This is a genomic window from Anoxybacillus pushchinoensis (assembly GCF_900111795.1).
GTDB classification, from domain to species: Bacteria; Bacillota; Bacilli; order Bacillales; family Anoxybacillaceae; genus Anoxybacillus; species Anoxybacillus pushchinoensis.
In genome coordinates this window covers 14,155-38,102 of sequence record NZ_FOJQ01000015.1, presented here as the reverse complement: position 1 = coordinate 38,102, position 23,948 = coordinate 14,155, and the positions used below count along the sequence as shown (strand labels likewise).

General features: G+C 42.6%; 33 protein-coding genes and 1 pseudogene. 23 read left to right on the top strand and 11 right to left on the bottom strand.

What is annotated here, in order from left to right:
• Position 1: 1 nt before the first annotated feature.
• From tenI to BM213_RS06150, 8 genes and pseudogenes are all read left to right on the top strand, one after another.
• Complete coding sequence (gene tenI / locus BM213_RS06185; RefSeq protein ID WP_091702032.1) at positions 2-616, top strand: thiazole tautomerase TenI; 615 nt, start codon at positions 2-4, stop codon at positions 614-616.
• Positions 604-1,725 carry a glycine oxidase ThiO gene (gene thiO, locus BM213_RS06180; RefSeq protein ID WP_091702029.1) on the top strand — a complete coding sequence of 374 codons (1,122 nt, stop codon included), beginning with the start codon at positions 604-606 and terminating at the stop codon, positions 1,723-1,725. Before tenI ends, thiO begins: the two co-directional genes overlap by 13 nt.
• Positions 1,709-1,912, top strand: a complete 204-nt coding sequence (gene thiS / locus BM213_RS06175; RefSeq protein WP_003395664.1) for a sulfur carrier protein ThiS — start codon at positions 1,709-1,711, stop codon at positions 1,910-1,912. The genes thiO and thiS overlap by 17 nt, the downstream gene beginning before the upstream one ends.
• A gap of 1 nt (position 1,913) precedes the next feature.
• Positions 1,914-2,681: a thiazole synthase gene (locus BM213_RS06170; protein ID WP_003395663.1), complete on the top strand. Its 768-nt coding sequence runs from the start codon at positions 1,914-1,916 to the stop codon at positions 2,679-2,681.
• The gene (locus tag BM213_RS06165; RefSeq protein ID WP_091702027.1) at positions 2,681-3,700 is read left to right on the top strand and encodes a MoeB/ThiF family adenylyltransferase; all 1,020 of its coding nucleotides are present in this window, start codon (positions 2,681-2,683) and stop codon (positions 3,698-3,700) included. The genes BM213_RS06170 and BM213_RS06165 overlap by 1 nt, the downstream gene beginning before the upstream one ends.
• A 5-nt stretch (positions 3,701-3,705) precedes the next feature.
• Positions 3,706-4,494, top strand: a complete 789-nt coding sequence (gene thiD, locus BM213_RS06160; RefSeq protein ID WP_091702024.1) for a bifunctional hydroxymethylpyrimidine kinase/phosphomethylpyrimidine kinase — start codon at positions 3,706-3,708, stop codon at positions 4,492-4,494.
• Positions 4,495-4,764: 270 nt separating this feature from the next.
• Positions 4,765-6,030: a hemolysin family protein gene (locus tag BM213_RS06155; RefSeq protein WP_091702020.1), complete on the top strand. Its 1,266-nt coding sequence runs from the start codon at positions 4,765-4,767 to the stop codon at positions 6,028-6,030.
• Between the two features lie 110 nt (positions 6,031-6,140).
• Positions 6,141-6,341 (top strand): annotated as a pseudogene (locus BM213_RS06150) (ectoine/hydroxyectoine ABC transporter ATP-binding protein EhuA); the annotation flags it as partial.
• Between the two features lie 38 nt (positions 6,342-6,379).
• On the opposite strand, the gene BM213_RS06145 reads toward BM213_RS06150, so the two are convergent.
• The gene (locus BM213_RS06145; protein WP_003395655.1) at positions 6,380-6,580 is read right to left on the bottom strand and encodes an alpha/beta-type small acid-soluble spore protein; all 201 of its coding nucleotides are present in this window, start codon (positions 6,578-6,580) and stop codon (positions 6,380-6,382) included.
• Between the two features lie 227 nt (positions 6,581-6,807).
• On the opposite strand from BM213_RS06145, the gene BM213_RS06135 reads away from it, so the two are divergent.
• Positions 6,808-7,050, top strand: coding sequence for a hypothetical protein (locus BM213_RS06135; protein ID WP_091702014.1), 243 nt, complete (start codon positions 6,808-6,810; stop codon positions 7,048-7,050).
• Between the two features lie 29 nt (positions 7,051-7,079).
• Here the strand turns inward: BM213_RS06135 and BM213_RS06130 are convergent, their stop codons facing one another.
• From BM213_RS06130 to BM213_RS14650, 3 genes are all read right to left on the bottom strand, one after another.
• The gene (locus BM213_RS06130; RefSeq protein WP_091702010.1) at positions 7,080-8,192 is read right to left on the bottom strand and encodes an ABC transporter ATP-binding protein; all 1,113 of its coding nucleotides are present in this window, start codon (positions 8,190-8,192) and stop codon (positions 7,080-7,082) included.
• A 112-nt stretch (positions 8,193-8,304) separates the two neighbouring features.
• Positions 8,305-9,186, bottom strand: coding sequence for a PucR family transcriptional regulator (locus BM213_RS06125; RefSeq protein WP_091702007.1), 882 nt, complete (start codon positions 9,184-9,186; stop codon positions 8,305-8,307).
• 67 nt (positions 9,187-9,253) lie between these two features.
• On the bottom strand, positions 9,254-9,403 hold the full coding sequence (locus BM213_RS14650) for a hypothetical protein (protein WP_167357379.1): 150 nt from the start codon (positions 9,401-9,403) through the stop codon (positions 9,254-9,256).
• Between the two features lie 97 nt (positions 9,404-9,500).
• Here BM213_RS14650 and BM213_RS06120 point away from each other — a divergent pair, with 97 nt between their 5' ends.
• The 5 genes from BM213_RS06120 (at position 9,501) to BM213_RS06100 (ending at position 13,855) form a co-directional block, all read left to right on the top strand.
• Positions 9,501-9,794, top strand: a complete 294-nt coding sequence (locus tag BM213_RS06120; protein ID WP_208601873.1) for a hypothetical protein — start codon at positions 9,501-9,503, stop codon at positions 9,792-9,794.
• A gap of 40 nt (positions 9,795-9,834) precedes the next feature.
• Entirely contained in the window at positions 9,835-10,944 is a 1,110-nt protein-coding gene (locus BM213_RS06115) for a DUF445 domain-containing protein (RefSeq protein WP_091702002.1), read from the top strand.
• A 62-nt stretch (positions 10,945-11,006) separates the two neighbouring features.
• Positions 11,007-11,351 carry a YlbF/YmcA family competence regulator gene (locus BM213_RS06110; protein WP_091701998.1) on the top strand — a complete coding sequence of 115 codons (345 nt, stop codon included), beginning with the start codon at positions 11,007-11,009 and terminating at the stop codon, positions 11,349-11,351.
• A 74-nt stretch (positions 11,352-11,425) separates the two neighbouring features.
• Complete coding sequence (locus tag BM213_RS06105) at positions 11,426-12,286, top strand: Cof-type HAD-IIB family hydrolase (RefSeq protein WP_091701995.1); 861 nt, start codon at positions 11,426-11,428, stop codon at positions 12,284-12,286.
• Between the two features lie 69 nt (positions 12,287-12,355).
• Positions 12,356-13,855: a coproporphyrinogen III oxidase gene (locus BM213_RS06100; RefSeq protein ID WP_091702052.1), complete on the top strand. Its 1,500-nt coding sequence runs from the start codon at positions 12,356-12,358 to the stop codon at positions 13,853-13,855.
• A 19-nt stretch (positions 13,856-13,874) separates the two neighbouring features.
• On the opposite strand, the gene BM213_RS06095 is transcribed toward BM213_RS06100, so the two are convergent.
• The gene (locus BM213_RS06095; protein WP_003395639.1) at positions 13,875-14,060 is read right to left on the bottom strand and encodes a YhzD family protein; all 186 of its coding nucleotides are present in this window, start codon (positions 14,058-14,060) and stop codon (positions 13,875-13,877) included.
• Between the two features lie 121 nt (positions 14,061-14,181).
• On the opposite strand from BM213_RS06095, the gene BM213_RS06090 reads away from it, so the two are divergent.
• The 3 genes from BM213_RS06090 (at position 14,182) to BM213_RS06080 (ending at position 16,148) form a co-directional block, all read left to right on the top strand.
• Positions 14,182-14,349, top strand: a complete 168-nt coding sequence (locus BM213_RS06090) for a sporulation YhaL family protein (protein WP_003395637.1) — start codon at positions 14,182-14,184, stop codon at positions 14,347-14,349.
• A 102-nt stretch (positions 14,350-14,451) separates the two neighbouring features.
• Positions 14,452-15,528: a 3-phosphoserine/phosphohydroxythreonine transaminase gene (gene serC, locus BM213_RS06085; protein ID WP_091701992.1), complete on the top strand. Its 1,077-nt coding sequence runs from the start codon at positions 14,452-14,454 to the stop codon at positions 15,526-15,528.
• Between the two features lie 98 nt (positions 15,529-15,626).
• Positions 15,627-16,148 carry a tryptophan transporter gene (locus BM213_RS06080; RefSeq protein ID WP_091701989.1) on the top strand — a complete coding sequence of 174 codons (522 nt, stop codon included), beginning with the start codon at positions 15,627-15,629 and terminating at the stop codon, positions 16,146-16,148.
• Positions 16,149-16,195: 47 nt separating this feature from the next.
• On the opposite strand, the gene yhzF is transcribed toward BM213_RS06080, so the two are convergent.
• Positions 16,196-16,378 carry a membrane protein YhzF gene (gene yhzF / locus BM213_RS06075; protein WP_003395631.1) on the bottom strand — a complete coding sequence of 61 codons (183 nt, stop codon included), beginning with the start codon at positions 16,376-16,378 and terminating at the stop codon, positions 16,196-16,198.
• Between the two features lie 134 nt (positions 16,379-16,512).
• Here yhzF and BM213_RS06070 point away from each other — a divergent pair, with 134 nt between their 5' ends.
• Positions 16,513-17,112: an HTH-type transcriptional regulator Hpr gene (locus BM213_RS06070; RefSeq protein WP_208601872.1), complete on the top strand. Its 600-nt coding sequence runs from the start codon at positions 16,513-16,515 to the stop codon at positions 17,110-17,112.
• Here BM213_RS06070 and BM213_RS06065 read toward each other — a convergent pair.
• Positions 17,092-17,433, bottom strand: a complete 342-nt coding sequence (locus BM213_RS06065; RefSeq protein WP_091701984.1) for a YhaI family protein — start codon at positions 17,431-17,433, stop codon at positions 17,092-17,094. The genes BM213_RS06070 and BM213_RS06065 overlap by 21 nt on opposite strands.
• A 139-nt stretch (positions 17,434-17,572) precedes the next feature.
• Between BM213_RS06065 and BM213_RS06060 the strand changes: the two genes are divergently transcribed.
• Positions 17,573-17,752 (top strand): hypothetical protein, encoded by a 180-nt coding sequence (locus BM213_RS06060; protein WP_091701981.1) that lies wholly within the window; start codon positions 17,573-17,575, stop codon positions 17,750-17,752.
• 36 nt (positions 17,753-17,788) lie between these two features.
• Here BM213_RS06060 and BM213_RS06055 read toward each other — a convergent pair whose 3' ends face one another.
• The gene (locus BM213_RS06055) at positions 17,789-17,881 is read right to left on the bottom strand and encodes a YjcZ family sporulation protein (RefSeq protein ID WP_009362001.1); all 93 of its coding nucleotides are present in this window, start codon (positions 17,879-17,881) and stop codon (positions 17,789-17,791) included.
• 164 nt (positions 17,882-18,045) lie between these two features.
• On the opposite strand from BM213_RS06055, the gene BM213_RS06050 reads away from it, so the two are divergent.
• Complete coding sequence (locus BM213_RS06050; protein ID WP_091701979.1) at positions 18,046-18,879, top strand: peptidylprolyl isomerase; 834 nt, start codon at positions 18,046-18,048, stop codon at positions 18,877-18,879.
• Between the two features lie 43 nt (positions 18,880-18,922).
• Here BM213_RS06050 and BM213_RS06045 read toward each other — a convergent pair whose 3' ends face one another.
• Complete coding sequence (locus BM213_RS06045) at positions 18,923-19,342, bottom strand: HIT family protein (RefSeq protein WP_003395621.1); 420 nt, start codon at positions 19,340-19,342, stop codon at positions 18,923-18,925.
• A gap of 407 nt (positions 19,343-19,749) precedes the next feature.
• On the opposite strand from BM213_RS06045, the gene BM213_RS06040 reads away from it, so the two are divergent.
• Both BM213_RS06040 and BM213_RS06035 read left to right on the top strand, forming a co-directional pair.
• Positions 19,750-20,493, top strand: coding sequence for an ABC transporter ATP-binding protein (locus tag BM213_RS06040; RefSeq protein WP_091701977.1), 744 nt, complete (start codon positions 19,750-19,752; stop codon positions 20,491-20,493).
• Entirely contained in the window at positions 20,486-21,673 is a 1,188-nt protein-coding gene (locus BM213_RS06035) for an ABC transporter permease (RefSeq protein ID WP_091701975.1), read from the top strand. The genes BM213_RS06040 and BM213_RS06035 overlap by 8 nt, the downstream gene beginning before the upstream one ends.
• 17 nt (positions 21,674-21,690) lie before the next feature.
• On the opposite strand, the gene BM213_RS06030 is transcribed toward BM213_RS06035, so the two are convergent.
• The gene (locus BM213_RS06030; protein ID WP_091701973.1) at positions 21,691-22,863 is read right to left on the bottom strand and encodes a M20 family metallopeptidase; all 1,173 of its coding nucleotides are present in this window, start codon (positions 22,861-22,863) and stop codon (positions 21,691-21,693) included.
• A 95-nt stretch (positions 22,864-22,958) separates the two neighbouring features.
• On the opposite strand from BM213_RS06030, the gene BM213_RS06025 reads away from it, so the two are divergent.
• On the top strand, positions 22,959-23,327 hold the full coding sequence (locus tag BM213_RS06025; RefSeq protein WP_091701970.1) for a rhodanese-like domain-containing protein: 369 nt from the start codon (positions 22,959-22,961) through the stop codon (positions 23,325-23,327).
• 14 nt (positions 23,328-23,341) lie between these two features.
• Here the strand turns inward: BM213_RS06025 and BM213_RS06020 are convergent, their stop codons facing one another.
• Positions 23,342-23,848, bottom strand: coding sequence for an antibiotic biosynthesis monooxygenase family protein (locus tag BM213_RS06020; protein ID WP_091701967.1), 507 nt, complete (start codon positions 23,846-23,848; stop codon positions 23,342-23,344).
• Positions 23,849-23,948 lie beyond the last annotated feature (100 nt).

The window sequence follows — 23,948 nt, the reverse complement described above, 5'->3', positions numbered from 1 at the left end:
TATGGGAGAACTTCATCTCATTTCAACTGGAAAGCAGTCAATAGATGCGCTCGTTCACATTTCATCGCTCGTTCACACCTATGCTCATTTCATTCATATTCGTGAAAAGCATCGTTCGGCAAAAGAGATTGGGATCATTGTAGAAAAACTGCTTCAAGCAGGTGTGCCTGCGGAAAAAATCGTCATCAACGATCGCGTAGACGTTGCGGTCGTCTACGGCGTGGGCGGGGTTCAGCTTGCACATCATAGCTTATCGCCAAAACGAGTAAAGGAACGTTTTCCTTTTTTGCGTGTCGGCCGTTCCGTTCATACGTTTGAAGAAGCGAAACAAGCGGAAAATGAAGGGGCGGACTATGTGATTTTTGGGCATATTTACGAAACGAGTTGTAAAGAAGGAGTGAAACCGCGAGGGGTTACAGTGTTGCAGCAGTTGACGTGTCGCGTACACATTCCTGTAATCGCGATCGGCGGCATTCAACCGGCGCACGTTCGCGATGTGTTTATGGCAGGTGCAAAAGGAATCGCGGTGATGTCCACTATATTTTATGGCGATGACCCGTTGGAAATGGTGCGATTATATCGAAAACAAATGGGGGAGAGCACATGGACGTTTTAATTATCGGGGGAGGCATTATTGGCAGTAGCGTTGCTTTTGAGCTAGCAAAACGTGGGGCATCTGTCACAGTTGTTGAGCGCGGTGAGCTAGCGCAAGAAGCATCATCGGCAGCGGCAGGGATGCTCGGTGCTCATTCGGAGTTTTCGACCGATCATCCTCTTATTCCGCTTGCTCTTGCTAGCCAATCGTTATTTCCGAGCATCATCGCTGAATTGGTTGAATTAACGAACATCAATATCGGCTGGAACGATGTAGGGATGCTAAAAATCGCTACAACAAATGAAGAGGATAGAAAATTAATGGAACATTATGAATTTTGGAGGCGTATACAACCACAACATGTCCGTTGGTTGACAGCAGAAGAAGTTGCTCAAATGGAGCCGTATGTACAAACTGACTATGGGGCGATGTATACAATCGATCAGCAAGTTGATGCGCGGCAGCTTTCATTGGCGTTTGCTCATGCCGCTATAGCTAAAGGAGCGCGATTTTTGCCGTATACAGAAGCATATGATTTTGTTTTCGATGATGAGCGCATAGTCGGAGTAAAAACGACGCGCGGGACGATATATGCAAAACAAATCGTCATCGCGTGCGGGGCATGGACACCTTTTTTCGCCGAAAAGCTCCAATTATCGTTACATATGTATCCCGTTAAAGGAGAGTGTATCGCTGTCACGACAGAAAAACGTCTTTTACGAGCGACTGTATTTGCAAAAAACGGTTGTTACATTGTGCCGAAAGCAAACAATCGCTTGGTGATCGGGGCTAGTGCGCTTGTTCATTCGTTTCATAAAACAGTGCAAGCGTGCAGCGTGCATGAATTGTTAGCGCGTGCGATGCGAATCGTTCCTGAACTTGCTTTCGCTACGTTTGAGGGAGCTTGGGCAGGCATTCGTCCTCAAACGAAAGACGGTATGCCATATATCGGAGAGCATCCACAATATGCAAACGTATTCGTTGTGACGGGGCATTATCGAAATGGCATTTTACTAAGTGCCATCACCGGTCGATGCGTCAGCGATATGGTAGAAGGAAAAGAAGTTCCATTTGATATGACTCCGTTTTCGCTTACAAGAAAGGAGGGAAAGCATGCGTTGCATCATTAATGGTGAGACGATTGAATTACCTCATCATGTGCGTACCGTTGCTCAACTGTTACGCCATTTTCATATTCATGAAAAGATTGCGATTGTCGAAATCAATATGGATATCGTTCCAAAAGATAATTATGAGCAAAGAGCGATTGCGGACGGCGATCGCATTGAAATTGTTCATTTTGTAGGGGGAGGATAATATGTTACAAATTGGTCCGTACACATTTCAATCTCGTCTGTTGCTCGGTACAGGGAAGTATCCGAACATCGACATTCAAAAAGAAGCTGTGGAGGCATCGGGGGCAGAAATTTTAACGTTTGCGGTGCGCCGAATGAACATTTTTGAACCGAATCAACCAAATTTTTTAGAAAAAATCGATGTGACGAAATATAAGTTACTGCCGAACACAGCGGGGGCAAAAACAGCAGAGGAAGCGGTGCGCATCGCCCGATTAGCGAAAGCATCAGGGCTTTGTGATATGGTGAAAGTTGAAGTGATCGGATGCGACCGAACGTTGCTTCCTGATCCAGTAGAGACGTTAAAAGCGACAGAAATGCTGTTAGAGGAAGGATTTATCGTTTTACCTTACACGTCAGATGACGTCGTGTTGGCGAAACGACTGCAACAGCTCGGTTGCCATGCTATTATGCCGGGGGCGTCACCGATCGGATCGGGTCAAGGCATTATCAATCCGTTACACATTCAATTTATTATTGAACAAGCAACTGTGCCTGTCATTATTGATGCAGGCATTGGTGGACCAGCGGATGCAGCGTTGGCAATGGAACTTGGGGCTGACGGAGTGTTGTTAAATACAGCTGTTGCTTGTGCGAAAGACCCAGTAAAAATGGCGAAAGCGATGAAACTTGCGATTGAGGCAGGGAGACTCGGCTATGAAGCTGGAAGAATTCCGAAAAGGCGATATGCGACAGCAAGTAGCCCGCTCGAAGGGATGAGCATCGTCTAATGGATCGTTACTCGCGGCAACAACGGTTTGCTCCAATTGGTGCAACAGGTCAGCAACGTATTCGTGAAAAACGTGTGCTCGTCGTTGGGGCAGGCGCGCTTGGAGCAGCAAATGCTGAAACGCTTGTGAGAGCTGGAGTTGGAAAAATAACGATTGTCGATCGCGACTATGTCGAGTGGAGCAATTTACAGCGTCAGCAGCTATATACGGAAGAAGATGCAATCAAACGCCTGCCAAAAGCGATGGCGGCCGCTACGCATTTGCGCGCGATAAATAGCGACGTTGTTATCGAGCCGATCGTGGCGGATGCAGATGCGCGGTTGCTTGAGTATCTTGTTGCACGCGATCGCCCTCATGTCATCATCGATAGCACCGATAATTTCGACGTGCGGATGATCATTAACGATGTTTCGCAAAAGTATGCTGTGCCATGGATTTATGGGGCGTGTGTAGGTAGTTATGGATTAAGCTACGTCATTATCCCGCATGAAACGCCGTGCTTACGATGTCTTCTTGAAGAAGTGCCGCTCGGTGTTGCGACGTGCGATACAGCCGGCATCATTAGTCCTGTCGTTCATATGGTTGTCGCCCATCAAACGGCAGAAGCATTGAAAATTTTAGTGAATGATGAGCGCATCAATCGAAAACTCGTCTCGTTTGATATATGGCGTGGACAATACCGCATGATTGACGTCAAACGTATAAAAAAAGACGGTTGCCCGTCATGCGGCGATAAGCGAACGTATCCAGCGCTTCAATATGAAAACGAAACGAAATTTGCTGTATTGTGCGGACGTGATACTGTACAAATTCGTCCTGCCCAGAGAGATGGGTGGGAATGGACAACGCTCATTTCTTTTTTACAACAACAAGGCATTCAAGTGGAGCGAAATGACTATTTATTTTCGTTTACAGTTGATTGGCATCGTTTTGTCGTTTTTTTTGATGGGCGCGTATTTATTCATGGTACAAATGACATCCAAGAAGCAAAAAGGTTATATTATCAATATTTGGGGTGAGGGATATGGTATATAAAGCGTTGACGATTGCTGGTTCAGATAGCGGTGGAGGGGCTGGCATTCAAGCGGATTTAAAAACGTTTCACCAGTTCCGTGTGTTTGGCATGTCAGCCATTACAGCAGTAACGGCACAAAATACGCTCGGTGTGCAAGCGGTATATCCGCTCCCGCTTGAGGCGATCGAAAAGCAAATCGATTCCGTTGCGGTTGATTTGTCGCCTGATGCGGTAAAAACGGGAATGTTATTCAGCCATGAAATTATTGAGCTAGTCGCTCAAAAAACGGCTCAATACAGATGGACGCGCATCGTCGTCGATCCGGTCATGGTTGCAAAAGGTGGTGCCCCGTTGTTAAAGCAAGAAGCGATTGAAGCGTTCAAACGTCACATGTTGCCGCTTGCTTATGTGTTAACGCCAAACATTCCAGAAGCGGAAGTGTTAACGAATATGCGAATTGAAACGTTCGAGGATCGAAAAGAGGCAGCAAAAAAGCTTCATCATCTGGGCGTTCGGTACGTTGTCATGAAAGGTGGACACGCCGAAGGAAGCGAACTAGTTGACTTGTTGTATGACGGTGAACGATTTTACGAATGGAAAAGCGAACGGATTGAAACGAAACATACGCACGGCACAGGTTGTACGTTTGCTGCCGCCATCACCGCGCAACTGGCGAAAGGAAAAACGATATATGAGGCGATTGATATCGCAAAACGATTTATTCAAGCTGCTGTCGAACAAGCGCTACACATCGGCAGTGGACACGGTCCGACGAACCATTGGGCGCTTTATGAGTAAAAATGTTCACACCATTGACAAACATATTCGTTCCTCTCATTGTTAAAATAGAAATGGGGAATATGTTGCTGGAGGGGCGAATAAGATGGAAGAACTTTCAATTACATTAAACATTACGTACGTGCTACTGTTAACTTTTTTTATCGGGACGACGTTAATCGAATCGTGACGAACGACTGCACATATGTGTGGTCGTTTTCTTTTTCATGTAAATTTGGTATGATGAATATATATTTTTATAAAATCATCCGATAGGAGTGTGAATGTTCGTTGGGAGATTTGCCTCTGAGTTTAATTTTTTTACTCATCTTTTTAATTTTTTTATCCGCTTTTTTTTCAGCTTCAGAAACAGCGTTTTCGAGCGTCAATAAAATTCGTTTAAAAAATTATGTCGATGAGAAGCGGCGGGGAAGTAAAAAAGCGCTGTATATTGCCGAAAACTTCGACCGTGCTCTTTCGACCATTTTAGTCGGAAATAATATTGTGAATATTGCTGCGGCATCTATTTCTGCGAAAGTGGCGACAGACTTGTTTGGTGGCAATACAGGTCTCGTCATTAGCACAGTCGGCATGACCATTTTAGTTTTAATTTTTGGTGAAGTGTTGCCAAAGTCGTTAGCGAAAGAAAATGCCGAGTCGTTTTCGCTTATGATTTCCGGTGTGCTGTATATGCTCATTCAACTATTTACTCCTGTTACGGCATTGCTTGTCATGTTAAAACAATTCGTCTCGAAACTGTTTGGTCATCGGGCAGATACGCCTTTGGTCACTGAAGAAGAGCTAAAAGTAATGGTCGATTTAAGTGAAGAAGAAGGGGTTATTGACAATAAAGAAAAAGAGCTCGTTCATCGTTCACTTGATTTTAACGATATTTTAGTTGGTGAGATTTTCACTCCGCGCATTGATATGGTTGCGGTGGAAGTGAATCAGCCAATCGAAGAAATTCGCGACATTTTTTTACGTGAACGATATTCGCGCGTCCCGGTATACGAAGGGGATATTGATAACGTCATCGGTATTTTATCGGAAAGCGACTTTTTTAGTCAACTTGTGCAAGGGAAAGAAGTAAATGTTCGTGAATTGTTGCGCACACCGCTATTCGTCGTCGAGTCGATGCGCATATCGACATTGTTACCTGAATTACAAAAAAGTAAAGTGCATATGGCAATCGTCATCGACGAGTTTGGCGGAACGTCGGGATTAATTACGCTAGAAGATATTTTAGAACAAATTGTTGGGGAAATATGGGACGAACACGATGAAGCGGTAAAAACGTTCCAAAAAATTAATGATTACGAATACGAATTTAATGCGGAATTGCCGCTTGATGAGTTTTGTGACATTTTAGGTATCGAAGAGCTAGAAAGCTCCTCTCATACGCTAGGTGGCTGGGTGTTTGAAATGTTTGAGCGCATTCCGGCTGTTGGCGAATCGTTTGAGCATGAGTCATTAACTGTCACTGTCCGTCAAGTTGAAAATCGCCGCATCCGAAAAGTGCTCGTTCGCATTCGCGAGCCGATTGTGGAAAACGTGTAAAAAGGGAGCAATTTGCTCCTTTTTTATTGACAACCATTCAAGGGAAAATCGAACAACGGTTAAGCCGATACGTCGTGCGATAATCGGAATGAGGAGAGTTGTGATGTTAGTTGTTGAAAGTGATGAAAGATTTAGCGAATGAAGGGATGACGATGGTCGTTGTGACCCATGAAATGCGCTTTGCTCGTGAAGTGGCTGATGAAGTGATTTTTTTTGATGAAGGAATGATGATTGAACGCGGCCACCCGGAACAACTATTTACAAACCCGAAGCATGAACGGACGCGCCAGTTTTTGCAACGAATTCAGTAAAACCCCCAAGCGAAATGCTTGGGGGTTTTTCAGCCATGTTATTTAGTTGTGTAAGATCCGCCTAATTGTTGTTGCGCCATTGCAACAAGACGTTTTGTAATTTCGCCACCAACTGAACCGTTTGCGCGTGATGTTGCATCTGGTCCAAGGTTTACACCAAATTCTTGAGCGATTTCGTATTTCATTTGATCAATTGCTTGTTGTGCACCGTATACTAATAATTGGTTTGTGTTAGCCATGTTCAATCATCTCCTCGTGAAAAGTTTTTTTATGGTTGGGTTAGCTGGATTTGCACCAGCAACGCGTGATGTTTTTCACGCTGCCAAGCTTGGCTTAACCCATCGAATGTTGTTTGCTTGCTTGTACTACTATTTTGGGGAAAAAACATGTTATTATTCTTTTTTTTATGTGGTAATTTTTTGTGAAGTGGGAAAGATAATGGAAAATAGCGAAGCGAGGGATGAAAATGAACATTTGTCCGTTATGTAATGGCTTGCGGACAATCGTTTTTTATTGTGACCAATGTGGGGAAAAATTAAAAGACGAAGGGAAATTAACGGATTATTTCGATGATTATAGTCCGTATATGGATGCAGATGTGATGAAAATGGTTGATGGATACGCGCATACGCGAAAGCAGCATATGTGTGTTCATTTGTTTCATTGCGAACGTTGCGGCGACGATGTTGTCCGTTTCATCCAAGAGTAAAAGCCCGCTCAAATGAACGGGCTTCCCATTTATTTCTCACTATTGGAACGGATGCGCAATTCTGTATCGACATCGAAAAAGTGAGCTTTGTTCATATCTAATGCAAGATCGATCGTTTGACCTGCTTTTACGTCTGTGCGCGCATCGACGCGTGCGACAAACTCTTGGCCGCTAATTTGTGAATATACCATAATTTCTGCACCGAGCAATTCTGCCACTTCGACAAGGGCACGTACTTTTGTATTTTGCGATGCCTCAAGAAAGACTGGTTCATCGTGGAAGTCCTCTGGACGAATACCTAAAATGACTTCTTTACCGACGTAACCTTGCTCGCGAAGCACTTTCATTTTTCCTTCTGGCACAGCAATTTTCACATCGCCAATGACGAATACGCCGTCTTGAAGCACGCCGCGCAAAAAGTTCATTGCTGGTGAGCCGATAAATCCACCGACGAAAATATTCTCTGGTTTTTCGTACACTTCTTTTGGTGAACCGACTTGTTGGATTACTCCGTCTTTCATCACGACAAGGCGAGTTGCCATCGTCATTGCTTCCGTTTGGTCATGCGTAACGTAAATTGTCGTTGTTCCTAAACGTTGATGAAGTTTCGCGATTTCTGCGCGCATTTGTACACGCAATTTTGCGTCTAAGTTTGAAAGTGGCTCGTCCATTAAAAACACTTTCGCATCGCGCACAATTGCACGTCCTAATGCTACACGTTGACGTTGACCACCGGATAACGCTTTCGGTTTGCGATCTAAATATTGCTCAAGGCCGAGAATGCGTGCCGCTTCACGAACACGACGGTCGATTTCCTCTTTTGGAAACTTGCGCAATTTCAATCCGAACGCCATGTTATCGTATACGCTCATATGTGGATAAAGAGCGTAGTTTTGGAACACCATTGCGATATCGCGATCTTTTGGCGCAACGTCGTTCATCCGTTTGCCATCGATGTAAAAATCGCCTTTTGAAATTTCCTCAAGACCTGCGATCATTCGAAGCGTCGTTGATTTTCCGCAACCTGACGGACCGACGAAAACGATAAATTCCTTATCTTGGATGTGTAAGTTAAAGTCTTTTACAGCAGTAACGTTGTTGTCATAAATTTTGTACACATGTTCTAAACGAAGCTCAGCCATACGTACGCCTCCTTATGCAATCGATTTCATTTGATTTAAGCATATATGAAAGGGGGAGAGTCGTAAATGGACACGATGCACAAAAAAAAGAAAACGTTTTCGGGCAATATGCCTAGTGTTGTTCATGAAGTAAAATAGCCAAATAAACGGTGAGCGCCCCTTTAAATTGTTTTATATCAATGCCTGTTTTTTCGATAAGTTTATCAATGCGATATTGCAAGCTATTGCGGTGCATATGAAGCTTTTTTGCTGCTAGCGAAACGTTTAAATTGCATTCGAAAAACGTCTTCATCGTTTTAATCATATCGTCATCTTGTTTTACTGTTTGTAAAAACGTCATGGCGTACGTCATCTCTTCATCGTTAATAAGCAAAAGAGGGAAGATGTCTTCAATGGAGTAAACGCGCTGCTCGGGTTTATGTTTCATACCGATGTGAAAATATCGCTTTTCCGCGGTAAATATGTGTGTAAGTTCAACGCCATGTGGGCACTTTTGTCCAATATAGGCCCGCAATTGAATGTAGAAATCGCTACATAGCGTATCGATCAGTTCATAAAGAGTGGAGGCAATGCTCTCTTCTTGTTGATCGATGACGATAAATTGTTGTTCTGTTTCCGATAACATCGTCACATCATATGGAAAAAGCGATTGAATCGCTTCCATAAAGTCATGTGGATCAACAGTTCCTTTTTGAATGTAAAAATAAATGAAGCGTGTATGTGTAGAAGAAGGCACATGTTCGAATGCTGTCGTATCATGCTGTATTAAAAAGCGATACCACCTTTGTTGTCGCTCGCTCAACCAAGAAGGGATCGTTTCATATCTTGTAAATAACGTTGCTAACAACGTCCGTTCTTTTGGAGTAAGCGCTTCTTTTTTTATGCCAAAAACTTCGCCGCGTTCCGTCGAAAACCATTCATATTGATCCCGCTCGTCCACTTGCTCGCGTTCAATAAGTGCGTCTTGGTAATATGCCCGTAATTTTTCTAACATGTATCCCAGTCCTTTCCGATCCTATCACGACCATTATACAAAAAGCGGCGAGAAAATGCTCGCCGCTTCATTTTACTTCATGTGGTGGTTGTTCTGTTTGAACATCACGCGCTTCTTCAATGTTTGTTGCGTGATGGCACGAATATACGTAACCTCCCGCCATGCCTTCGTTAATCATGCGATCGACATCCCATTCATAATTGTTGCGTTCTTTCATTATGCATACCCCCTTATTCGTTATTTTGTATGACCGAAAAAAAAGTATACATGATTCATTTCCTTTGTTCATATATTCATGACGAGAGGTGAACAGTATGGTTGTCCATTATTTACATGCGTTAATGAACTATCATTTAGACGAGGAAGAAGAAGCGCTCGTTCGTTATTTATATTTGCTTCATTTAGGAAAGGAATGGAACACAACAACGAAAGAAACGGAAAATGGATGGCGCGAACAATTTGAGAAAATGAATATATATAAAGAGGCATGGCTTGCTTCAGAACATGCGACGGAGCGGGAAGTGTTTCGCGTCTTATTATGCAAATGTTTGAAACGATTACACAAGCAGTTATCGCGCATTTGCACTCATAACGGACAAGCCCTATAATGAATGGTTAGAGCAGTTCATTAGTAGAAGGGAGATCGTTATGGGGCTTTTTCTTTATTTAGTTTTTATGATGGTTGTCGGAGCGTTCATCGGGGGAATGACGAATTCGCTTGCGATTAAAATGCTTTTCCGTCCGTATCGTCCCATTTATATCGCAGGAAAAAGACTCCCGTTTACCCCTGGACTTATTCCGAAGCGGCGTGAAGAGTTAGCGGAACAGCTCGGACGCATGGTTGTTGAGCATTTATTAACAGCGGACGGCTTGCGTCGAAAGTTAAACGATGAAACGTTTATTCGCGATATGACGAACTACGTGCAAGAAGAAGTAGAAAAATGGCTTCAATCCGACGAAACGGTTGCGTTTTGGTTAGAGCGGATGGGTATAAAGCATCCGCAACAAATGGTTGAAACGTGGATCGAAACAAAATGTAACATGATGATGACGCAACGTGGCGAACTTCCGCTCCATGCAGCGATTCCGAGCGAGTTATTGCAAAAAATAGATGACGCCATTCCAGCCATTGTCGATCGTTTATTGTTCCGCTTGCGCGCATATGTAGAGAGCGAACAAGGGGAACGGCAGATGGAGCATATGATTCATGAATTTTTACAAAGCCGTGGTATGTTTGGCAATATGATTCAAATGTTTCTTGGCAACGTTAGTTTAGCGGATAAAATTCGCCCAGAAGTCGTGAAGTTTTTGCAAAGTGATGGGGCAAAACAATTGCTTGTGCAATTATTTACAAACGAATGGGGAAAAGTAAAAGCGATGCACGTCCGTGACGTTGAACAGTTTGTCGGTCGTGAAACTGTTGTCGGATGGTTGAAGCGATTGACGTCGGCGATTGTGCAAGAGCCGTTGCAACAGCCGCTCGGTCCGCTTGTTGCCCCGTATGTACGCTCTTCTTTGCCGCAGTTTGTACGCTTCTTTTTACAGTTTGCATCTGAGCGATTGGAACAATGGATGAAGCGGTTGCACTTGCAAGAAATTGTGCGAGAAGAAGTAGCTTCGTTCTCTGTTGAACGGTTAGAAGAGATGATTTTAACGATTTCGCGCCGCGAGTTTAAAATGATTACGTATTTAGGTGCTTTGTTAGGAGGAATCATCGGGCTCGTCCAAGGATGTGTTGCGTTTTTCGTTCAATTGTAGACATACGGCGACCGCTTCGCTCATATCGTAAAAAGAAAGGGAAAAGGAGAGGAGCGTGTCGCATGAACGTCCTTCAAGCTATTCATGAACTTTCGACAGCCATCCGTACGAGCGAACCATTTATGGAACTTCGTCGCGCATATGAGCAAGTGCAGCGCGATCCGACTGCGCACCAATTATTTACGAAATTTCGCACGCTACAAAAACAGCTGCAACAAAAGCAAATGAATGGATTACCTGTAAGCGATACGGATGTAGAGATGTTACAGCAACATTTGCACGTCATTGAAATGAACGAAAATATCGCGCGTTTAATTCGTGCAGAAGAGCGGTTAAACGAGTTGTTTGCACAGGCGACGGCTGCGATGATTCAGCCGATTGAACAGCTGTATGATGGGCACTCATGAAAAATGAGTGTTCTTTTTTTTATACCCTTGTCATACGTATGAATGAGGACAACGACATCAAGGGGGGGACGATCATGTATAAATTACTTGCGTTAAACATTGACGGCACGTTATTAAAAACAAATGGAAAGCTAGAGAAGAAAACGAAAGAAGCAATCGAATTTGTAAAGAAAAAAGATGTATATATTACATTGATGACATCAAGGAACTTTTTGTCCGCTAAAAAAGTAGCGAAAGCGCTCAAATTAGATTCGTATTTAGTGACGTTTCAAGGTGCGCTCATCGCAAAGTCACTAGACGAAAAGCTGCATGAGTCAGTCATTCCAGCACAAAAAACGTTTGATATTGTGCATGTGCTTGAACATTTTAACTGCAACGTGCGCTTACTTCATGAGCGGTATTCGATCGGAAATCGAAAAAAAATAAAGAACAATATGATTGCGAAAACGATTTTAGGAGATCCGTTTTTTTATCCAGCTCAATTTGTTGATTCGTTAAGTGATGTGTTGCGAGACGATCCAATTGATGTGATGAAAATTGACGTGTTTTATTCAGATGAAGAGGAACGTGATGACATTGTCGAAACGATCGAACAGGCGTTTCCAGAGCTTGCGGTCACGATAAGTGAAGGGAAAATTGAACTGTTCCAAAAAGGTGTATCAAAACAAAACGGACTCATTCGCCTCGGAAACGAACTCGGTATTTCATTGAAAGAAATGGTCGTCATCGGGGATCAAATTGATGATATGCCAGCTATCGAAGCGGCTGGACTTGGCGTCGCGATGGGGAATGCGCCGAACGAGGTGAAAGCTGTGGCGGATTGGGTGACACGTTCAAATGAACAACTTGGTGTTGCATATATGATTAAAGAACATTTTCGTAAACAACATCGTCAGCGATTTTTACGGCAAATTCGCACGATAGAGAAAAAATAATTTCCGTTTCTTGACGAGCTTTTCGCTTCTTCTGTACACTTAAATGAGCCTAATACTTTGAAGCGAAAGGTGATTTCATTGCGTATTGACATTTGTGGACTCGATCCGGTTGAACGTTTTCAACGTTCACTTGAAGTCATTACCGGTTTATTTTTTGAAGAGCGAACAGTTTCATTTATGCCGACGGAAGAAGCTAACGTGCGCGTGACGATTGTCGTACGACGTGAGGAGCAACTTGTCGTTACAGGAACGTTGCATGATGAACATGATCGTACGTGCTCCGCTCGTTATGAGCGAGCGTGGAAGACGACAGAAGAAAAAGGACGCATGAAGCAAGTGAAGCATGCGGTTTCGTATATATATTTAACATTACTGCAGCAGTATACAGGTTTTGTGCAGCAATGGGGCATTTTAACGGGCGTTCGTCCGGTAAAGTTGCTGCACCAAACATTGCGGTCTGGCGTAACAAAAGAGGAAGCGCACCGTCAACTGCGCGAAGATTATTTAGTGACGGATGAAAAAATTCAGCTTATGCAACAAATTGTTGACCGTCAGTTGACGGTCGTCCCTGATCTTTATGACTTGTCAAAAGAAGTGAGCATTTATATCGGCATTCCGTTTTGTCCGACGAAATGTGCATATTGTACGTTTCCAGCATATGCCATTCAAGGAAAGCAAGGATCAGTCGATGCATTTTTAATTGGATTGCATTATGAAATGGAACAAATCGGGCGATTTTTACGAGAACGCAACATTCCGATTACGACAATTTATTACGGTGGCGGAACACCGACAAGCATTACTGCAGAAGAAATGGATGCGTTATATGCCCATATGTATCGCGTTTTTCCAAACGTTGAGCGGGTGCGTGAAATTACAGTTGAAGCAGGAAGACCAGATACGATTACGCCAGAAAAGCTTGCGGTGTTGAAAAAATGGAACATCGATCGCATTAGCATTAATCCACAATCATATATTCAAGAAACGTTGCGGGCGATAGGTCGCCACCATACTGTTGATGAGACGATCGAAAAATTTCATCTCGCGCGTGCAGCAGGCATGAACAATATCAATATGGATTTAATTATCGGGTTGCCAGGTGAAGGTGTTGAACAGTTTTGTTATACGCTTGAGCAAACAGAAAAGCTTATGCCGGAGTCGTTGACGGTGCATACGTTGTCATTCAAGCGCGCTTCAGAAATGACGAAAAATAAAGAGAAGTATAAAGTAGCTGATCGCGATGAAATTAGTGAAATGATGAAGCGAGCAGAGCAGTGGACGAAAGAAAAAGGATATGTGCCGTATTATTTATATCGTCAAAAAAATATTCTCGGCAATTTAGAAAACGTCGGTTATGCTTTGCCAGGCCAAGAAAGCATTTATAACATTATGATCATGGAAGAACAGCAGTCCATTATTGGACTAGGATGCGGTGCATCGAGCAAGTTCGTGCATCCTGAAACAAAAGCCATTACCCATTTTGCCAATCCGAAAGAACCGAAGGCGTACAATGAAAATTATGAACACTACACAAAAGAAAAATTAAACATGATGGAACAATTATTTTAGCCCCGAGATGATCGGGGCTTTATCGATGGAATAAAATGAGTTTGCCGCTCGATGTTGTGCAGCGATGCGTTTTATGTTCAAGCTGTTTTTCTTTTAACTTTTGTTCCCCTATTCGCTTTGCCTCCTCATCGTTTGCGGCAGTAAATGTTTCATCGAGCAATTTTTCACCCGTTTTTTCAAACACAGTAAGCGTGTATACGTTCATCTTCCCAACCCCTTTCTTTCGCATATATTCGCTCCTTCACAACTATTTCCTTCTTTTATGCGTCTATTTTTTCGCTTATTTGCATATGTGTAAAGTAAGACAAGCTTAAAGGAGGATGTTTATGCTTATAACGTTGCTTATTGTCGGTATTGTGATGAGCGGATATATGGCGATTCGCGCGGCTAGGGAAGAACGGAAAATAGATGAGACGTTGCTTGAGAAAGAAGGGGAAGTGTATATGGAACGTATTCGTCAAGCGCGCGCACAGCGACAGAAGGCCTTGGAATAACAAGGTCTTTTCTTTTTTAAAAAATTCTCAAAAATTTTTCTTCATTTTTTTATATTTCATGTTAGGATATATATTATTACATGATACGAGGGGGAGAAAAGTGTGAAGCGAACGTACAACTTTAATGCTGGGCCTTCCGCGTTGCCGCTTGCTGTGTTAGAGCGAGCGCAAAAGGAATTGCTCAACTTTCAACAAACGGGCATGTCTGTCATGGAGTTAAGCCATCGAAGCAAAGAATATGATGCTGTGCATGAACGTGCGGAGATGTTGTTGCGTAAGTTAATGAATATCCCAAACACGCACGATGTCCTCTTTTTACAAGGAGGGGCAAGTTTGCAATTTTCGATGGTGCCGATGAACTTGTTAAAAGAAGGGGAAGTTGGCAACTATGTACTGACGGACTCATGGTCGGATAAAGCGATGAAAGAGGCAGAAAAAGTAGGGGCAACGCACGTCGCAGCTTCGTCGAAAAAGGAGAAATATACATATATTCCGACGAATATCGAATTATCCGAACGCCCTGCTTATTTGCATATTACGTCAAACAACACGATTGCAGGAACACAATGGCGTGAATTTCCAAACGTTTCTGTCGACTTGATCGCAGATATGTCGAGCGATATTTTAAGCCGTGACATTGACGTGAGCCGTTTTGCGCTCATTTATGCAGGGGCGCAAAAAAATTTAGGTCCTTCAGGTGTGACAGTCGTCATCATTCGGAAAGATTTGTTGCAAAAAGGGGACGATCGTTTACCGACTATGTTGAATTATCGCACGTACAGCGAAAGCCGTTCATTGTACAATACGCCGCCAACGTTTGCGATTTATATGTTGTCGCTCGTACTTGAGTGGGTAGAGGAACAAGGTGGCGTCCAAGCGCTCGAAAAGAAAAATGAAGAAAAAGCGGCGATGTTGTATCGCTGTATTGATGAAAGCGACGGTTTTTACAAAGGTCATGCTGAAAAAGAAAGCCGCTCGCATATGAATGTCACATTTACGTTGCCGACAGAACATCTCACTAAAGCATTTTTAGCGCAGGCGAAAGAAAGCGGGTTTATTGGATTAGCTGGCCATCGTTCGGTCGGGGGGTGCCGCGCGTCAATTTATAACGCTGTTGATATAGAAGCGTGCGAGGCGCTGGTGCAGTTTATGGAAACATTCCGAAAAAATATTTTTTGAAAATTTTTATTTTACCTCGACACTTTAAAGTGCTATAATATTGTTAAAGTTGCTTACAAGCTGAGAAGAGAAAAGAATGAGATGAGGAGAGATGAGAAATGAATACGAGAACGTTAGTGTTGTTATCGCTTTTTGTTGGGATCGGTGCTGTGCTTCACACGGTCATTCCAGGCTTTTTCTTCGGAATGAAGCCGGATATGATGTTGACGATGATGTTTTTAGGCATCATGCTTTTTCCGAACAAAACGGCTGTCAGTTTACTAGCTATTGCCACAGGGATCATTTCTGGAGTAACGACAAGTTTCCCAGGTGGATTTATTCCGAACGTCGTTGATAAAGTGGTGACGGCTGCGCTCTTTTTTGGATTGTTTATGCTGTTTAAGGCAAAAGCGACGCCAGTAAAGGCGGCATTGCTTACTGCTGTCGGCACATTCATTTCTGGGGCGACGTTTTTAGCTGTCGCATTAGCCATCGTTGGCTTACCAGGGGGAGCGACGTTTGGTGGTCTATTCGTTGCTGTCGTCATTCCAACGGCGTTTGTCAATACGATTGCGATGATCGTCATTTATCCGATCGTTCAGTCGCTTATGAGACGAACATATACCGTTTCACAACAGTAATAAAAAAGAACCCGATCGTTTCTGGTCGGGTTTTCCTTATATCATTCTTACTGCATACGAACGAGTAAAAGAGTGAGGGCGATAAAAAAAAGGGCGAGGGTTCCGAATACGCTTATGCGTTGCTTTAATACTTTTTTCGGGGGATACATGCGCGCTTTATTCAATATAGAAAACGTAGCAATCGTGAAATACAAAAAGATGAGACCAATTGTCGCCGTCGCGATGACCATGCTTGTTCCTCCTAGTTCAAAAAGTGTATATTAAAATTTATTAAAAAATTCTAATATTTAATACTTTATTATTTATTGTTTTACTGGCATAATAAAAGATAAAACAAAGGAAATACGAAAAAGTGGGTGGAGAGATGAAAAGCACGGAACGACATTATTCTGTCAAAGAGGCGATGTTATTTAGTCAAAGAGTTGCCCAATTAAGTAAAGCGCTATGGAAGTCGATTGAAAAAGATTGGCAACAATGGATCAAACCGTTTGATTTAAACATTAACGAGCATCATATTTTATGGATTGCATACCATTTAAAAGGAGCATCTATTTCTGAAATTGCAAAGTTTGGTGTTATGCACGTATCGACCGCATTTAACTTTTCGAAAAAATTAGAGGAGCGGGGATTGTTGTCGTTTTCGAAAAAAGAAGACGATAAACGAAATACGTACATCGAGTTGACGGAGAAAGGGGAAGATATTTTATTAAAATTAATGGAGTCGTACGATCCGAAACGGACGTCTGTGCTTCAAGGCATTCAGCCGTTGTATGAATTGTACGGTAAATTTCCAGAAATGTTAGAAATGATGTGTGTGATCCGAAATGTGTACGGGGACGATTTTATGGAAATTTTTGAGCGTTCTTTTCAAAATATTGAACAGGAGTTCGTGGAAGAGAACGGGAAGTTGAAAAAGAAAGATGAGCCAAAAGAAGAAGTCGCTTCATTTGTTGAGCGTATGTAATAACCGTTGAAACTCGTTCATGAGTGGAACGAATAGTTGTTGTTTTTGTAACGCATCAATCGTCTCAGCTAGCGGAAGGTTCGGATGAAGCGCACTCGCAAATTCAGTAAAGAGCGAGGTGAAAATCACGAATCCTTCCTCTTTTTGTTGTTTATATTGTTCAGTTAATTGTTCGCACAGTCGCAGCGTGTCTTCGACTTCTTTTTTCGTTAAGCCATAGCGGATGACGAGCGCATAAAAAGGCTTTTTTTCTGGTGAGATCATGTCTAGCATGAGCGAACAATAATATTCTAATTTTTCAATGCGATGTTCAATGCTCATCTTTCGAAACTCCTTTTCTCTACTTGTGTGTATTATTTTACAGGATTTGTTGCATAAATGAAATGCTATTATTGATTTATCGAAAAAATCGTTGTAAATTAGGGGAGTAAATACATACATAAAACAGGAGGGGAATCGTTTGGCTCTTTATTTTATACCCCTTGCGACCATTGTACTGTTCATCGTTAATCAGCTAACGAATTCACTTTGTATTCAAAAAGAAATTCCTGAAGAAAAACAGCCGAAAGTATTTCGAACGATTAACGTCCTTATTACCATTTTACTCATTTCTTCCTACATCGAAGTGTTGTTTACGTGAAAAAGCTGACAGCGTTCCTGTCAGCTTTCCTTTCGATTAGTATAACCAAGCTGCACCAACGATAATTAATAAAATAAACAACACAACGATTAACGCAAATCCGTTTGCATATCCTACTCCTGCACCCATAGACGACACCTCCTTTCGTATATGAAGGCGTTGCGACGCTTTGACAATGTATTGTATGTAAAAAGAAGCGAAAATGTATGGGCGCACTCGCGGTTTATTTTAGCTTTCGGAAAAAATATGGTATAGTATGTTTTGTGTACATTTATAGATAGGAGTTGTGGGAAATGAAAAAATGGACAGTTGCCATGTCGGCAGCAGCGATGCTTGCGCTTTCGGCTTGTAATAACGGATCAGAAGTTGTTGTCGAAACGAAGGCAGGCAACATTACAAAAGAAGAGCTATACAACGAGATGAAAGAACGTTTCGGGAAAGATGTGTTACGCGATCTCGTTCATGAAAAAGTGTTAAGTAAAAAATTTAAAGTGACGGACGAAGAATTGAATAAGGAAATTGAAAATTTAAAAGAAATGTACGGTATGCAATATGATTTAGCGGTGCAGCAAAACGGCGAAGAAGTCATTCGCAACATGGTAAAACTCGATTTATTACGCCAAAAAGCAGCGATGGAAGACATGAAAGTAACGGATGAAGAATTGAAAGAATATTATGATGAATATAAGCCGAAAGTGAAAGCAAGTCATATTTTAGTTGACGATGAAAAAACAGCAAAAGAAATTAAAGCAAAATTAGAAAAAGGTGAAGATTTCGCGAAATTAGCAAAAGAATATTCGAAAGATACCGGCTCTGCTCAAAACGGTGGCGATTTAGGATGGTTTGGACCTGGCAAGATGGTCGAGGAGTTTGAAAAAGCAGCGTATGCTTTAAATAAAGGGGAAATTAGCGAACCGGTAAAAACGCAATTCGGTTACCATATCATTAAAGTGACAGATAAAGAAGAGAAAAAATCGTTCGATGAAATGAAAGAGCAAATTGAATATGAAGTGAAAAAAAGCAAGCTTGATGCATCGAAAGTACAATCGAAGCTCGATCAGCTTATGAAAGATGCCAATGTAGAAATTAAAGACAAGTCGTTAAAAGATGCATTAAAGAGCGAATAAGTCGGTTTGAAAAAGAAGGTGCCCTTTTTAGGACACCTTCTTTCTATAGAGCTTGCTTAATTTGTGCGGCGATGTCTTGAAGTTGATCGAATGTATAGTCGCTTTGATGTGACCGCCATACCGCCCCGAAGCCATCTCCTTTTCCGTAGCGTGGGATGATGTGCATATGATAATGGAAGACCGTTTGCCCAGCGATTTCTCCATTGTTGCTTAAAATATTAATGCCTTCTGGAGAAAATTGTTCGCGAATCGCATTGGCGATTGTAGGGACGACTTCAAAGACACGCTGGGCAAGTTCAGGTGTTAATTCATAAATGTTTTCTTTATGTACTTTCGGTACGACAAGCGTATGCCCTTTTGTCACTTGACTAATGTCTAAAAAAGCGATGACGTGATCATTTTCAAATACTTTTGCACAAGGAATATCACCGTTTATAATTTTACAAAAAATACAGTCGCTCATGTTTACGCCACCTTTCTTTCCGTTTTGTCTTCATTTTACCACAATGATGGCTATTGGAGAAACGGAAAGAGCAGGATGCGCATCGCATCCTGCCCACTGAAGAGGGAACTTTATGATTACGTGTCTTTTGGGAACACCTCATTTACGAGTAGAATCAGTTACGCGTTTGTGAGTACGATGTTGTTCAAGATGACCATCCCCTTTTTAAGGGAGTGTTTTCGTTGTTACAGGCTAGCTTATTATGCGGCCCGTAGACACCTCATTTCATCATGTTCTTGAACTTGCTTTGTTGCTCACTGCGACTTGCTACTTGTTTTGTCCCTCTTCGCTACTTATCATAACCCGTTTTTCTTTTCATTATTCATTTGTTAAAATAAAAAATAATTACATAAGAAAGGAAAACGACGATGGCGTTATTACAAGTTCAACATATAGTCGGGGGCTATACGAAACAAAACGTTTTAGACGACGTATCGTTTACTGTCCATCAAGGAGAAGTTGTCGCCTTAATCGGGTTAAACGGGGCAGGAAAAAGCACGACGATTAAACATATCATCGGCTTGATGCAACCACGAAAAGGGTCGATTACGATGAATGGAATAACTTTTCACGATGATCCGAAACAGTATCGTGCCCAATTTACGTACATTCCCGAAATGCCTGTTTTATATGAAGAATTAACGCTTGAAGAGCATTTGCGCCTCACTGCCATGGCGTATGGCATTTCAAATGAGCAATACGATCAGCGAGTGCCGCAGTTGCTACAGATGTTTCGACTTGAGAAAAAATTAAGGGCGTTTCCTGCGTTTTTTTCTAAAGGGATGAAACAGAAAGTCATGATTATGTGCGCCTTTTTAATAGACGCTCCACTCTATATTATTGATGAGCCATTTGTCGGGTTAGATCCGCTCGCCATTCAAGCGTTACTACAGCTTATTGATGAACGGAAAAAACAAGGGGCAGGCATTTTGATGTCGACGCACATTTTAGCGACGGCAGAGCGATATTGTGACTCATTCGTTATTTTGCATAACGGTCAAGTGAAAGCGTGCGGCTCATTGCCGATGCTTCAAGAACAGCTTCATATGCCTCATGCGACGCTCGACGAAATATATATCGAATTAACAAAGGAAGAGACGAACGATGATTGATGAAAAACAGTTGTGGAAAGAGCGGCTTATTGCCTATGTAGCACAAGTGAGACGATATGGTCGGTATATGTTTAATGATCATTTGCTTATCGTGTTGTTCATCGCCGTTGGAGCGGGGGCATACGTGTATAAGCAATGGACCGATTCGTTGCAACAGTTTCCATACGCCATAGTCGCATCGATCATTTTCGCCTTTGTATTAACGTCAAGCGGGGTGCGGACGCTGCTGAAAGAAGCGGATACCGTTTTTCTTCTTCCGGTTGAAAGAAATATGCGCCCGTATTTTTTTCGCGCCGGCGTGTATAGTTTTGTCGTGCATATGTCCATATGTATGATGATCGCGATCGCTCTTTTTCCGCTCCATCGTACATTTTCTAGTCAATCTTTCGTTTTGCTATGTGTCGTGCTTTTTCCGCTAAAAGGATGGAATATGCTCGTTCAATGGAAAGAAGATGCTTTCTCACAGCGGTCATTATTTCATCGTTGTATTCGCTTTTTGTTGAATGTCATGGCGATGTATTTTTTTCTTGTCGGTGCTTACGCTTTTGTCGTCACAATGGCAGTTATAATGATGATCGTTGCACGATACATAACAAGAAGTGTCAAAAACACCCCATTAAAGTGGGACGTGTTGCTCGAAGATGAAACTAGACGGATGCAGTCATTTTATCGTGTCGTTCATTTATTTGTTGACGTTCCACATTTGCGTAAAACGGTAAAAAAGCGCTATTGGCTATCTCCGCTGTTACGTATCGTTGATCGGGCGACGAAGCAAGCGTACACATATTTACATGTGCGGACGTTTGTGCGAAGCGGGGAATATTTAGGGATTGTTACCCGATTAACAGTGATTGGCGCTATATTTATTTACACGATACCGACAGGATATGTATTTTTTTCGTTGTTGTTCACTTATGCGACGGCGCTGCAGCTATTGCCGCTTTTTTCTCATCATCGCAGCCATCCGATGCTTGCTTTATACCCGTTAACTATGACAAAGCGACGTCAATCTGTGTTGGGTATATGGCTTATTGTATTCGGCATGCAAACGGCTCTATTTACAATGTTGTCTACGTTCATCGTATCACTTTCGGCAGGAACGGCTGTACTTATAGCAGAAGGGTTGCTTTGCACTCTGCTCATTATGTATGTAAAGAAAAAATGGAAAGAAGCGGAATGAACACCGCTTCTTTTTTTTTATTTCATATATTCTATCGCGGCTAACCCAAGCGTTTTTGCGGCAATAAGCATGGCGCGCTCATCAAAATCAAATTTTGGATGATGGTGTGGATAAGCGTTCGTCGTCGTTTCTGCTTTTGCACCTGTAAAGAAAAACGTTCCTTTGACATGTTGTAAATAATAGGCGAAATCTTCCCCACCCATATGGGGAGCGATTTCTACAACGTGAGTGACGTCTTCTACTTCATGGGCAATGGAGACGAGAAAAGCCGTTTCTTTTTCATGATTTACGACAGGTGGATAACCGCGCGTATAACTATATTCATATGTACAATGGTTGGCGATACACGTTCCTTTGACAATTTGTTCAATTTCTCGTTCAATATCGTTTCGCACTTGTTCAGAAAACGTACGTACTGTTCCGACTAACGTTGCCCGATCAGCAATGACGTTGAATGCGTTGTCAGATATGAATGATCCGATTGAAACGACAGCAGGTTCGAGTGGATTGACGCGCCGGCTAACGATTTGTTGCAAGTGTAGCACAAGTTGCGCGGCTGTAACGATCGCATCTTTTGTTTTATGAGGCTCCGCTCCATGCCCCCCCGAACCTTTGACGACGATTTGAAAGCGGTCCGCAGCAGCCATGATCGGTCCGGTACGATATTGAATGACACCTGTCGGCTCTGTTGCCCATAGGTGGGTGCCAAAAATCGCGTCGACCCCTTCTAAGCATCCGGCTTCAATCATCGCTTTTGCGCCACCCGGTGCGTATTCTTCTGCATGCTGATGAATGCAAACGATTGTTCCGCTCCAATGGTCACGCAGTTCATGAAGCGCTTTAGCAAGAACGAGTAGTGTCGCTGTATGTCCGTCATGACCGCATGCGTGCATGACACCTGGGACGGTTGATCGATACGGAACGTCTTTTTCATCTTGAATCGGGAGAGCGTCAAAATCAGCTCGAAGCGCCACCGTTTTTCCACCTTTTTTCCCGGTGATCGTCGCAACTACTCCGTTCCCCCCGACGTTCGTTCGCACAGGAATGCCGAGCTGTTTATAGTAGTCGGCGATATACGCTGCCGTTTTATACTCTTGAAACGATAGCTCGGGGTGTTGATGCAAATGACGACGAATGGCTACCATGTCGTCATAATATTCGTGAAGTTTAGCAAACAGTAACGTTTTCATGCGTCCCGCTCCTTCTGTTTTTTACCATTATACCATCGTTGACAAACAGACGAAAAGGGTGTAGTATACCCATATATGTATTTAGGAGGGGAAATATGAGCACATGGGTCAATGCTTTCCTTATTCTTGTACTCGTTTATTTTGTCGCGACAAAAATGTTGCCGACAAAAGGTGTGGAGCATATTACGCCGGATGAATTAAAAGAGAAGTTAAAACAAGCGAAAGGCCGCCAGTTTATTGATGTACGTACGCCGGCGGAGTATCGCGCACGCAACATTCGCCAATTTAAAAATATTCCGCTTCATGATTTATCTAAAAGATTGGATGAATTAGACCGTGACAAAGAAACGATCGTCATTTGTCAAAGCGGCATGCGCAGCAATCAAGCGGCAAAAATATTAGTGAAAAACGGATTTAAACATGTTGTAAACGTTCGCGGCGGGATGAACGCTTGGAATGGATAAAGGCTGATAGTGCATCAGCCTTCTTTTACGACCGTATATGTCGTCACATAAGATGGACGAGGGAAAATAGAGCGTTGTTGATCGCTACCTTTTTCAGTCCCGCGTTTTTGATGAGCTTTTTCGTATGCTTTTGATTGTTGCCAACGATGAAAGGCGCTTTCGCTTTCCCATATCGTCATAATGACGTACGTATCGCTTTTTAACGGACGTAAGACGCGAATAGCGACAAAGCCAGGTTCTTTTTCAATTAAACGCGCTCGCTGATTGAAGCGATGTTCAAATAGTGGTCTACCTTCATCTGTGACAGGAATGTTATTACAAACGATGAACTCCCCTTCGAGCAATCCAACAGCATCTAGCACTTCATATGGACGAGGCTCATGAAATAAAGAGTTTCCTTCTGTCTCATGAATGAGCATACCATTGTCCTCATTACATGCGAGCAACATGCGCTCATTTGGATGCTGATCGCGTAACCGTTTTAAGTAGTCGATTGTTCCATTTGTCATAAATACGTACACCGATATCATCTCCTTCCTTTTCTTGCTCATATTTTACCACTTTCTTTTCTTCTTGGCGATTTCATGAACGTTGCGTATTATTACTACCCAGACGGTGAAA

Excerpts from the sequence above, each read along its gene's own strand:
- BM213_RS06070 (WP_208601872.1), top strand. The coding sequence starts at position 16,513 with ATGAAAAGCACGGAACGACATTATTCTGTCAAAGAGGCGATGTTATTT.
- BM213_RS06170 (WP_003395663.1), top strand. The coding sequence starts at position 1,914 with ATGTTACAAATTGGTCCGTACACATTTCAATCTCGTCTGTTGCTCGGT.
- BM213_RS06165 (WP_091702027.1), top strand. The coding sequence starts at position 2,681 with ATGGATCGTTACTCGCGGCAACAACGGTTTGCTCCAATTGGTGCAACA.
- BM213_RS06065 (WP_091701984.1), bottom strand. The coding sequence starts at position 17,433 with ATGAGCATTGAACATCGCATTGAAAAATTAGAATATTATTGTTCGCTC.
- BM213_RS06035 (WP_091701975.1), top strand. The coding sequence starts at position 20,486 with ATGATTGATGAAAAACAGTTGTGGAAAGAGCGGCTTATTGCCTATGTA.
- tenI (WP_091702032.1), top strand. The coding sequence starts at position 2 with ATGGGAGAACTTCATCTCATTTCAACTGGAAAGCAGTCAATAGATGCG.
- BM213_RS06025 (WP_091701970.1), top strand. The coding sequence starts at position 22,959 with ATGAGCACATGGGTCAATGCTTTCCTTATTCTTGTACTCGTTTATTTT.
- BM213_RS06030 (WP_091701973.1), bottom strand. The coding sequence starts at position 22,863 with ATGAAAACGTTACTGTTTGCTAAACTTCACGAATATTATGACGACATG.
- BM213_RS06110 (WP_091701998.1), top strand. The coding sequence starts at position 11,007 with ATGAACGTCCTTCAAGCTATTCATGAACTTTCGACAGCCATCCGTACG.
- BM213_RS06105 (WP_091701995.1), top strand. The coding sequence starts at position 11,426 with ATGTATAAATTACTTGCGTTAAACATTGACGGCACGTTATTAAAAACA.
- BM213_RS06055 (WP_009362001.1), bottom strand. The coding sequence starts at position 17,881 with ATGGGTGCAGGAGTAGGATATGCAAACGGATTTGCGTTAATCGTTGTG.
- thiO (WP_091702029.1), top strand. The coding sequence starts at position 604 with ATGGACGTTTTAATTATCGGGGGAGGCATTATTGGCAGTAGCGTTGCT.
- BM213_RS06040 (WP_091701977.1), top strand. The coding sequence starts at position 19,750 with ATGGCGTTATTACAAGTTCAACATATAGTCGGGGGCTATACGAAACAA.
- BM213_RS14650 (WP_167357379.1), bottom strand. The coding sequence starts at position 9,403 with ATGAAAGAACGCAACAATTATGAATGGGATGTCGATCGCATGATTAAC.
- BM213_RS06120 (WP_208601873.1), top strand. The coding sequence starts at position 9,501 with ATGGTTGTCCATTATTTACATGCGTTAATGAACTATCATTTAGACGAG.
- thiD (WP_091702024.1), top strand. The coding sequence starts at position 3,706 with ATGGTATATAAAGCGTTGACGATTGCTGGTTCAGATAGCGGTGGAGGG.
- yhzF (WP_003395631.1), bottom strand. The coding sequence starts at position 16,378 with ATGGTCATCGCGACGGCGACAATTGGTCTCATCTTTTTGTATTTCACG.
- BM213_RS06130 (WP_091702010.1), bottom strand. The coding sequence starts at position 8,192 with ATGGCTGAGCTTCGTTTAGAACATGTGTACAAAATTTATGACAACAAC.
- BM213_RS06135 (WP_091702014.1), top strand. The coding sequence starts at position 6,808 with ATGAACATTTGTCCGTTATGTAATGGCTTGCGGACAATCGTTTTTTAT.
- BM213_RS06090 (WP_003395637.1), top strand. The coding sequence starts at position 14,182 with ATGCTTATAACGTTGCTTATTGTCGGTATTGTGATGAGCGGATATATG.
- BM213_RS06045 (WP_003395621.1), bottom strand. The coding sequence starts at position 19,342 with ATGAGCGACTGTATTTTTTGTAAAATTATAAACGGTGATATTCCTTGT.
- thiS (WP_003395664.1), top strand. The coding sequence starts at position 1,709 with ATGCGTTGCATCATTAATGGTGAGACGATTGAATTACCTCATCATGTG.
- BM213_RS06095 (WP_003395639.1), bottom strand. The coding sequence starts at position 14,060 with ATGAACGTATACACGCTTACTGTGTTTGAAAAAACGGGTGAAAAATTG.
- BM213_RS06145 (WP_003395655.1), bottom strand. The coding sequence starts at position 6,580 with ATGGCTAACACAAACCAATTATTAGTATACGGTGCACAACAAGCAATT.
- BM213_RS06080 (WP_091701989.1), top strand. The coding sequence starts at position 15,627 with ATGAATACGAGAACGTTAGTGTTGTTATCGCTTTTTGTTGGGATCGGT.
- BM213_RS06050 (WP_091701979.1), top strand. The coding sequence starts at position 18,046 with ATGAAAAAATGGACAGTTGCCATGTCGGCAGCAGCGATGCTTGCGCTT.
- BM213_RS06115 (WP_091702002.1), top strand. The coding sequence starts at position 9,835 with ATGGGGCTTTTTCTTTATTTAGTTTTTATGATGGTTGTCGGAGCGTTC.
- BM213_RS06125 (WP_091702007.1), bottom strand. The coding sequence starts at position 9,186 with ATGTTAGAAAAATTACGGGCATATTACCAAGACGCACTTATTGAACGC.